Origin of the sequence: Microbacterium sp. CPCC 204701 (assembly GCF_004010105.1) — a bacterium.
Taxonomy (GTDB): domain Bacteria; phylum Actinomycetota; class Actinomycetes; order Actinomycetales; family Microbacteriaceae; genus Microbacterium.
On the sequence record NZ_RRYE01000109.1, the window covers coordinates 1 to 8,408 of the forward strand.

General features: G+C 71.0%; 10 protein-coding genes and 1 pseudogene. 1 reads left to right on the plus strand and 10 read right to left on the minus strand.

Annotated elements, in window-relative coordinates; all coding sequences use genetic code 11:
- The coding region (coaBC, locus tag EIO58_RS08615) for a bifunctional phosphopantothenoylcysteine decarboxylase/phosphopantothenate--cysteine ligase CoaBC (protein WP_127819184.1) at positions 1 to 657 on the minus strand (657 nt) is incomplete at its 3' end.
- 47 nt (positions 658 to 704) lie between these two features.
- Here coaBC and EIO58_RS08620 point away from each other — a divergent pair.
- On the plus strand, positions 705 to 1,421 hold the full coding sequence (locus EIO58_RS08620) for an NRDE family protein (protein WP_127819185.1): 717 nt from the start codon (positions 705 to 707) through the stop codon (positions 1,419 to 1,421).
- Between the two features lie 15 nt (positions 1,422 to 1,436).
- On the opposite strand, the gene EIO58_RS08625 is transcribed toward EIO58_RS08620, so the two are convergent.
- From EIO58_RS08625 to EIO58_RS08665, 9 genes and pseudogenes are all read right to left on the minus strand, one after another.
- Positions 1,437 to 2,300, minus strand: coding sequence for an aldehyde dehydrogenase family protein (locus tag EIO58_RS08625; protein ID WP_127819186.1), 864 nt, complete (start codon positions 2,298 to 2,300; stop codon positions 1,437 to 1,439).
- Positions 2,300 to 3,739 carry an aldehyde dehydrogenase family protein gene (locus EIO58_RS08630; protein WP_127819187.1) on the minus strand — a complete coding sequence of 480 codons (1,440 nt, stop codon included), beginning with the start codon at positions 3,737 to 3,739 and terminating at the stop codon, positions 2,300 to 2,302. The genes EIO58_RS08625 and EIO58_RS08630 overlap by 1 nt, the downstream gene beginning before the upstream one ends.
- Before the next feature lie 22 nt (positions 3,740 to 3,761).
- Positions 3,762 to 4,769 carry a deoxyribose-phosphate aldolase gene (gene deoC / locus EIO58_RS08635; RefSeq protein ID WP_127819188.1) on the minus strand — a complete coding sequence of 336 codons (1,008 nt, stop codon included), beginning with the start codon at positions 4,767 to 4,769 and terminating at the stop codon, positions 3,762 to 3,764.
- A gap of 61 nt (positions 4,770 to 4,830) precedes the next feature.
- Positions 4,831 to 5,775, minus strand: coding sequence for a sugar-binding transcriptional regulator (locus EIO58_RS08640; protein WP_127819189.1), 945 nt, complete (start codon positions 5,773 to 5,775; stop codon positions 4,831 to 4,833).
- Positions 5,776 to 5,885: 110 nt separating this feature from the next.
- The gene (locus tag EIO58_RS08645) at positions 5,886 to 6,269 is read right to left on the minus strand and encodes a hypothetical protein (RefSeq protein ID WP_127819190.1); all 384 of its coding nucleotides are present in this window, start codon (positions 6,267 to 6,269) and stop codon (positions 5,886 to 5,888) included.
- A gap of 94 nt (positions 6,270 to 6,363) precedes the next feature.
- Positions 6,364 to 7,335 (minus strand): bifunctional riboflavin kinase/FAD synthetase, encoded by a 972-nt coding sequence (locus tag EIO58_RS08650; protein WP_127819191.1) that lies wholly within the window; start codon positions 7,333 to 7,335, stop codon positions 6,364 to 6,366.
- Entirely contained in the window at positions 7,332 to 7,775 is a 444-nt protein-coding gene (locus EIO58_RS08655; protein ID WP_127819192.1) for a hypothetical protein, read from the minus strand. The genes EIO58_RS08650 and EIO58_RS08655 overlap by 4 nt, the downstream gene beginning before the upstream one ends.
- 63 nt (positions 7,776 to 7,838) lie before the next feature.
- On the minus strand, positions 7,839 to 8,207 hold the full coding sequence (locus EIO58_RS08660; RefSeq protein ID WP_127819193.1) for a hypothetical protein: 369 nt from the start codon (positions 8,205 to 8,207) through the stop codon (positions 7,839 to 7,841).
- Positions 8,204 to 8,408: pseudogene (locus tag EIO58_RS08665) on the minus strand (tRNA pseudouridine(55) synthase TruB); the annotation flags it as partial. The pseudogene EIO58_RS08665 and the gene EIO58_RS08660, both read right to left, overlap by 4 nt.

Consider the following 8,408-nt stretch of genomic DNA (forward strand, 5'->3'; position numbering starts at 1 on the left):
CGCCGCCGCGAGCGCGACGGCGACGCCCTGACGGCCGCTCGAGCGGTTGCCGATGTAGCGCACCGGATCGATCGGCTCCCGGGTCCCGCCCGCGCTCACCACGACGCGCAGCCCCTCGAGGTCGCGCGCGCCGGCAGTGACCGCGGCGAGCGCGCGATCGAGGATCGCCTCGGGCTCCGACATCCGTCCCGGTCCGCTGTCGCCGCCGGTGAGCTCGCCGTCGTCGGGGCCGACCACGATCACGCCCCGCTCGCGGAGGGTCGCCATGTTCGCGACCGTCGCGGGGTGGCGCCACATCTCGGTGTGCATCGCGGGCGCCACGACGACCGGTGCAGTGGTGGCGAGTAGGGTCGTCCCGAGGAGGTCGTCCGCGAGTCCGGCGGTCATCTTCGCCAGCGTGTTCGCCGTCGCGGGCGCCACGATCACGAGATCGGCCGACTGGCCGAGCGCGACGTGCCGCACGCGTGCGACGTCGTCGTGGACGGAGGTGGTCACAGGATGGCGGCTGATCGCCTCCCATGTCGGCAGGCCGACGAAGCGCAGCGCGTCGTCGGTCGGCACCACGTGGACCTCGTGGCCGTCCTTCACGAGAAGGCGCACCAGCTGAACCGTCTTATAGGCGGCGATCCCGCCGGTGACTCCGACCACGACGAACATCCTCCGATCTTGGCACGACCCGAAACCCCGACGTCAGGAGAATCCCGATGTGCACAGTCGTCCTGAGCGTCCCCGCCTCGGTGAGCGAGCCCACGCGCGTGCTCGCGATCCGCGACGAGGATCCCGGACGCCCGTGGAACCCGCTCGGTCGCTGGTGGCCGGAGCCGCACGAGGGCGTCGTCGGCGTGAGAGACGTCCGCGCCGGAGGCGCGTGGCTCGCCGCCGATCCGGCGACGGCGCGCCTGGCCGTGCTCCTCAATCGCGCCGACGTGTCGACGCGGCCCGAGTCGGAGCTCGTCTCGCGCGGAGGCATCGTGCTCGAGTCCGTGGCCGGGCGCTCCCCCGACGGCGTGCCCCGCACCCACGGCTTCAATCTGGTCGAGATCGCCGGCCCACGCGCCCGCGTGACGACGTGGGACGGCGCGCAGCTGCAGACTCGCGACCTCGAGCCCGGCACGCACATGCTCGCGCACGACGACGTCGACGATCCGTCCACCCCACGCATCGAACGGTGGCTCGACGAGTTCCGCGCCGCCCGGCCCGCCGACGGCGAGCGCTGGTGGCTGCCGTGGCTCGACGTGCTCGAGCGCTCGACCGAGCTCCCGCCCACCGACGACCGCGCGATCATCCGCGACAACCGCCCCTACGGCTACCCGACGCTGTCGCTCCTCGCGTGCGTGGCATCGGTCGCGGCCACCGAGGTCGACGTGCACTACGGCGAACTCGCCCGCCCCGGCACGTGGGGCGGGCTCGAGCTCGTCTGATCCCGCGGGCGGCGGCTACACCAGGCTCTTGGTGTGCCAGACGGTCTTCGTCTCGGTGAAGGCCGCGATGCGCGCGAGGCTCGGGGACGCGGCATCCGTGCCGTTCTCGGGGGGGAGCACCCGGGTGAGCGTCTCGGCGGCGGCGATCTGCAGATCGACCCAGTCGAGGTCGCCTGCGCCGACGAGATCGAGCGCGTGCACGTCGGGGTGCGACGCGAGCCACGGCGCGACCTCGGCCGGCGAGCCGGTGAGCACGTTCACCACGCCGCCGGGCACATCGCTCGTCGCGAGCACCTCGGCGAGGCTGATGGCCGAGAGCGGGTACCGCTGCGATGCGACCACGACCACCGAGTTGCCGGTCACGAGCGCCGGGGCGATCGCCGAGACGAGCCCGACGAGCGCGGAGTCCTGCGGGGCGACGACGCCGACCACGCCGGTCGGCTCCGGCACCGAGATGTTGAAGTAGGGGCCCGCGACCGGGTTGCCGTTGCCGGCGACCTGGCCGAACTTGTCGCACCACCCGGCGTACCAGACCCAGCGATCGATGGCCTCGTCGACCTCGGCGGCGGCGACGGATGCCGACACCCCCGTCTGCTGGACGATCTCGTCGGCGAACTGCGCGCGGCGGCCCTCGAGCAGTTCGGCGACGCGGTAGAGCACCTGGCCACGGTTGTAGGCGGTGGCCCCCGACCAGCCCTTGACGGCGCCGCGCGCCGCGACGACGGCATCCCGCGCGTCCTTGCGGGAGGCCCGAGCGGCGTTGGCGAGGAAGTCGCCCTTCGGCGAGGCCACCTCGTACGTGCGCCCCGACTCGCTGCGCGGGAACGCGCCGCCGATGAAGAGCTTGTAGGTCTTGGGGACGGAGAGTCGCTTGCTCATCAGCGGGATCCCTTCAGATACGCGGCGAGACCGTGGCGGCCGCCCTCTCGGCCGTAGCCGGATTCCTTGTAGCCCCCGAAGGGCGACGCCGGGTCGAATCGGTTGAACGTGTTCGCCCACACCACGCCCGCGCGGAGGCGGTCGGCGACGGCGAGGATGCGCGAGCCCTTGTCGGACCAGACGCCCGCCGACAGCCCGTACGGCGTGTTGTTGGCCTTCTCGATCGCCTCGCCGGGCGTGCGGAACGTCAGCACCGAGAGCACGGGACCGAAGATCTCGTCGCGCGCGATGCGATGGCTCGCCTGCACGTTGGTGAAGATCGTCGGGGCGAACCAGAAGCCGTTGTCGGGGATGACGCAGTCGGCGCTCCAGCGCTCTGCTCCCTCCTCCTCGCCGATGCGGCTCAGCTCTCGGATGCGGTCGAGCTGCTCGCGCGAGTTGATGGCGCCGATGTCGGTGTTCTTGTCGAGGGGATCGCCCAGGCGGAGCGTCGACAGGCGATCCTTGAGCCGGTCGACGACCTCGTCGTGGATCGACTCCTGCACGAGCAGGCGGCTGCCCGCGCAGCACACGTGGCCCTGGTTGAAGAAGATGCCGTTGACGATGCCCTCGATGGCCTGGTCGATCGGGGCGTCCTCGAACACGATGTTCGCGGCCTTGCCGCCGAGCTCGAGCGTCAGCCTCTTCTCGGTGCCGGCGACGGCCTTCGCGATCTCGCGCCCCACGGCGGTCGACCCGGTGAAGGCGACCTTGTTCACGTCCTGATGCCGCACGATCGCCGCTCCGGTGGCACCCGCGCCCGTGACGATGTTGACGACCCCGGGCGGGAGATCGGCCTGCTGCAGGATCTCGGCGAAGATGAGCGCCGACAGCGGCGTGGTCTCAGCCGGCTTGATGACGACGGTGTTGCCGGCCGCGAGCGCCGGGGCGATCTTCCAGGCGAGCATGAGCAGGGGGAAGTTCCACGGGATGACCTGGCCCGCGACACCCAGGGGCTTCGGGTCGGAGCCAAGGCCGGCGTAGTCGAGCTTGTCGGCCCAGCCGGCGTAGTAGAAGAACCACGCTGCGACGAGGGGCACATCGACGTCGCGGCTCTCTTTGATCGGCTTGCCGTTGTCGATGCTCTCGGCCACGGCGAGCTCGCGGGCGCGCTCCTGGACGAGCCGCGCGATGCGGAAGAGGTACTTGCCGCGGTCGCGGCCGCTCATCTTCGACCAGGTCCTGTCGAACGCCCGGCGCGCTGCGGCCACCGCTGTGTCGACATCCGCTTCGCTCGCTGAGGCGATCGTGGCGATGTGCGACTCGTCGGCGGGCGAGATCGTCGCGAACGGGTCACCCGTTCCGGGGCGGAAGTCGCCGTCGATGAAGAGCCCGTACTCGGGCTTGAGGGACAGGATCGCGCGCGACTCGGGGGCCGGCGCGTATTCGAGGAAGCTCATGTCTGTCTTCTGCAATCGTGGGTCAGTCGATGGTCACGTAGTCGGCGCCGGAGTAGTGCCCGGTCTTCAGCTTCTGGCGCTGCAGCAGCACGTCGTTGAGGAGGCTCGACGCGCCGTAGCGGAACAGGTGCGGCTGCAGCCATTCCTCGCCCACCGTCTCGGCGACCGTGACGAGGTACTTGATGGCGTCCTTGGACGTGCGGATGCCGCCCGCGGGCTTCACGCCCACCTTCTCGCCCGTCGCACGGTGCCAGTCCCGCACCACTTCGAGCATGAGGAGGGTCGTGGGCAGGGTCGCCGCGGGCTGCACCTTGCCGGTCGAGGTCTTGATGAAGTCGCCGCCGGCGAGGATCGCGAGCCACGACGCGCGCTTGATGTTGTCGTACGTGTTGAGCTCGCCGGTCTCGAGGATGACCTTGAGCGAGGCGTACGAGCCGTCCTCGCGACGGCACGCCTCCTTCACGCGCGCGATCTGGTCGAACACGAGGCCGTAACGCCCGGCGAGGAACGCGCCGCGATCGATCACCATGTCGATCTCGTCGGCGCCGCTCGCGACTGCCTCGGCGGTGTCGGCGAGCTTGATGTCGAGCGAGGCGCGGCCGCTCGGGAACGCGGTCGCGACGGCGGCGACGCTCACGCCGCCCTCGTCGGGATCGCCGTGCCCGGCACCGAGCGCCTCGACGGCGTACGGCACCATGTCGCCGTAGACGCACACCGCCGCGACGCGCGGGCACGCGGGGTCGGAGGCATCCGGGTTCAGCGCCTTCGCCACGAGCGAGCGCACCTTGCCCGGGGTGTCGGCGCCTTCGAGGGTCGTGAGGTCGATCAGCTCGATGATCCTGTCGAGGGCCCACGCCTTCGAGGTCGTCTTGATCGACCGGGTGCCGAGCCCGGCGGCGCGCTGTTCGAGTCCGACGGCGTCGACGCCCGGGAGGCCGTGCAGGTAGCGGCGCAGCGTGGTGTCGTCGGGTTCGCCGCCGAGCAGCTCGACGGCGCGCTGCGGCAGCGTCATGAGTGAAGTGCCTGACATGGCGTGACCTGGCTTTCTGTGTGATGTGACGGACGGACGCGCTGAGGAGGAGCTCACGAGGTCATCCTTCGAGCAGGTGAAGCGCGGTGGCCTCGTCGGTGATCAGCGCGGTGCACAGCCCTGACCCCACGACCGCCGCGGCGATCGCGTGCTTCGGCTTGCCCGCGATGGCTGCGATCGCGACGGGGGCGCTGCGGAGGGCGTCGAGCGAGAGGCCGACCGTGCGCGCGTCCAGCTCGGGGTCGACGATGAATCCCTTCGCGTCGACATACCGGCCGACCACGTCGCCTACGGCGCCGTGGTCGACGAGACGGTCGATGTCGACCGGTGCGAGGTAGCCGCTGTCGACGTGGACCGACCGGTGGTCGGCGGCGCCGGCGCTGAAGAGGTAGGCGTCGGCGGCGCCTGCGAGATCCATGACACTCGCGACGACGCGGTCGGCCTCGATCGCCTCCTTCGTCTCGCGGCGCTCGAGGATGGCGGGACTCGGGAGCAGGGTCGCGGTGCCTCCGCCCTTCTGCGCGATCGCGACCGCGGTCGCTGCGGCGGTGCCGGGGCGGTGCGTGAGGCTGACGCCGCCGTTGATCTGCACGACATCGGTGCCGGTCGACCACCCGGTGCGGAGCTGGTGTGCGATCTCGGACAGCGTGCGGCCCCAGCTGACGCCGAGAGTGCGGGGGCTCGGGCGCATCGTCGACAGGTAGTCCGCGGCGGCCTGGGCGACGCGGCGCTGCAGCTCGTCTTCGCTCTCGACGCCGGCGCGCGACACCACGAGCGCATCCGTCAGTCCGCGTTCGTCGCGCAGGCGCCGCTCGAGCGGGACGCGCCGCGCGCGCGAGTGCAGGATCTCGATGCGGACGAAGCCCGCCTCCTTCGCCTGCGAGAGCAGGCGGCCGACCTTCCAGCGGGTGATGCGGAGGCTGCGACCGATCTCCTCCTGCGTGAGGTTCTCTTCGTAGTAGAGCTCGGCCGCCCTGATCGACAGCAGCTCGTCCACCGCGTCCACGTCCCCTCCTTCCGTCGGTCCGCCTTCAAGGCTGACACACGAACCGGGGTCGAGCAACATCCGAACGGTGATCTGCTCATCTGAGCAGATCACCGTGGGAGGACATCCGGTCAGCCGCCCTCGCCGATCGACGCCGGAGCGGGTGCGGCGCTCGCACGGGAGTGCCGAAGCAGCGCGATGACGCCGATCCCGACGACGCCCACGAACGCGATCGACAGGCTCGTGAAGGCGAACCAGTTCTCGTCGAGTGCGAGGACGATCGCCGCCGACAGGACGGCTATGGCGGCGGCGGCCAGCTTCGAGGCGGACTTGAGGCCGACGCCGGGGGTGAGCCGACCCGCGGGCGCGTCTCCGCGGGCGAGGACCAGATCGGCGAACGCGTCGAGTGTGGCCAGCAGCGACGCCGAGTACGCCACGGCGCACCCGAGTGCTCCCCACAGATTGACCGGATTCGCGGCCGCGGCTTCGGCGGCCGATAGAGCGAGCTCATGCACGCCTCGATCGTAGGGGGCGGCTCCGCGCCAGGTCTACGGATGCTCGGCGGCCACGCGAGTCGCACGGCGTGCGCCGGATGCCGCGGCGAACGCGTCAGGACAGCACGCTGCGCACCCGCACGACGTCGTCGGTCATCTGTACGACGAGCGCGTCGACCGTCTCGAACGCGGCCATTCCCCTGATGCGCTCGACGAACTCGATCTCGACGAGGTGGCCGTACAGGTCGATGTCGGTCTCGTCGAGGACGTACGCCTCGACCTGTCGCACGTCGACGTCGTCGAAGGTCGGGTTCGTCCCCACGCTGATCGCGGCCGGGTACCGCACGCTGCTGCGCGGCTCGGCTGTGCCGTCGCCCGGGATGCCCCCGTCGACGAGCCACCCCGCGTACACGCCCTCGGCTGGGACGAAACCCTCGAGCGTCTGCGACAGGTTCGCGGTCGGGAATCCCAGGTCGCGGCCGCGCATGAGGCCGTGGACGACCTCGCCGCGCACGCCGTGCGAACGGCCGAGGAGCTTCGCCGCTCCGGCGACGTCGCCGGCGTCGAGCAGCTCGCGCACCCACGTCGACGAGACGCGGCGGCCCTCGTCGATCGCGCGTACGTCGTCGACGACATCCACGTCGTAGCCGAACTCGCGACCCAGCTCGCGCAGCAGGTCGGGTGTGCCCGCTCCGCCGCGCCCGAAGCGGAAGTCGGCGCCGATCAGAACGATCTCGACCCCGAGTGCACCGACGAGCACGTGCTCGACGAACTCGCGCGCCTCGAGGTCGGCCAATGCGCGGTCGAAGGTGAGCAGCAGCGTGGCGTCGACGCCGGTCTCGGCGAGCAGCCGCAGCTTCTGGTCGACGCCGACGAGGCTCACGGGGCAGATGTCGGGTCGAAGCAGCGCCAGCGGGTTGCGGTCGAAGGTCACCGCGACGACGCGCCCGCCGATCGCCGCGGCATCCACCCGCGCCCGGTCGATCACCGCGCGATGGCCGGAGTGCACGCCGTCGAACTTGCCGATCGCCACGACCGACGGCCCGAACCCGGCAGGCACCTCGCGGGGGTCGCGGAAGACGATCATGGCGCCGCCACCGCGTGCTCGGTCGCCCGGGCGCGGGCGCCCGGGCGGTGGGTGATGAGCCACCACAGGCCGAGGAAGGGCAGCACGAGCGGGATGAAAACGTAGCCCCTGCCGTACCACGACCACACCGTGTCGTGCGCGAACAACTCTGGCATCATGAGACTCAGCGTGCCGATCACCAGTACGCCCACCAGCTCGAACCCGATCGCGATCCACGCGACGAGGTACCAGCCGCGACGGCCCGCGAAGACGAGGGCGAGTGTCGCGACGACGTAGACCACCGCCGACACGGCCGACAGCGTGTACGCGAGCGGCGCCTCGTCGAAACGCTGCGCGATCTGGACGAAGGACCGACCGGTGGCGGCGAGCGCCATGATCGCGTAGACGATCACGAGCACGCGGCCGATGCCGGTCATGCGAGGGCGGGCGGACGACGACATAACCCCACGATCTTAGTTCGGATGCCCCATCGCGCGGTCGTCGCGGATCCGGACGCGCAGGGCTCACGCGATCTGAACGGTCCAGATCACCTGCATGCGCCACACCATGACGGCGATCGACAGTGCCGCGATCCCCATGATGACGGTGCTCCAGCGGCTGCGCTCGAGCAGCGCCCACGCCACCGCGGCGAGCGGAAGCAGGAATGCCGACACGAGGTAGACCCAGTACTCGAGCAGGCTTCCCGTCGGCGGGTTGCCCGCGAAGGGGGCGATGATCGCGATGACGATCTGCACAATGAGCAGCAGCTCCACGAGAGCCAGCGACCCGACCGTCCAGTCGCTCGGACGGCGACCGGCGAGGCCCGCGATGACGCAGAAGAGCCCCGCCACGACGGCGACCGCCACCTGCAGGATCGTGAACCACACGATCATCGCGCACCCTCCTCGGGCATGTTCATGACGCTCTTGACATCGTCACCGCGCCGCTCGACGATCCCGACCAGGGCGCCCTGCGGGTCGATCGCGGCGGCGCGTGCGGCGGCAAGGCGCTCCGCCGCGCCGACGAGCCGCTTGCCGTGCCTCAGGTCGCGCGCCTCGTCGGCGGTCACGTCGAAGCGGCCCAGCACCGCGGCC

Bases quoted from the DNA above. Each gene is read 5' to 3' on its own strand.
- deoC (WP_127819188.1), bottom strand. From the start codon at position 4,769: ATGTCAGGCACTTCACTCATGACGCTGCCGCAGCGCGCCGTCGAGCTG.
- EIO58_RS08655 (WP_127819192.1), bottom strand. From the start codon at position 7,775: ATGTCGTCGTCCGCCCGCCCTCGCATGACCGGCATCGGCCGCGTGCTC.
- EIO58_RS08625 (WP_127819186.1), bottom strand. From the start codon at position 2,300: ATGAGCAAGCGACTCTCCGTCCCCAAGACCTACAAGCTCTTCATCGGC.
- EIO58_RS08630 (WP_127819187.1), bottom strand. From the start codon at position 3,739: ATGAGCTTCCTCGAATACGCGCCGGCCCCCGAGTCGCGCGCGATCCTG.
- EIO58_RS08650 (WP_127819191.1), bottom strand. From the start codon at position 7,335: ATGATCGTCTTCCGCGACCCCCGCGAGGTGCCTGCCGGGTTCGGGCCG.
- EIO58_RS08660 (WP_127819193.1), bottom strand. From the start codon at position 8,207: ATGATCGTGTGGTTCACGATCCTGCAGGTGGCGGTCGCCGTCGTGGCG.
- EIO58_RS08620 (WP_127819185.1), top strand. From the start codon at position 705: ATGTGCACAGTCGTCCTGAGCGTCCCCGCCTCGGTGAGCGAGCCCACG.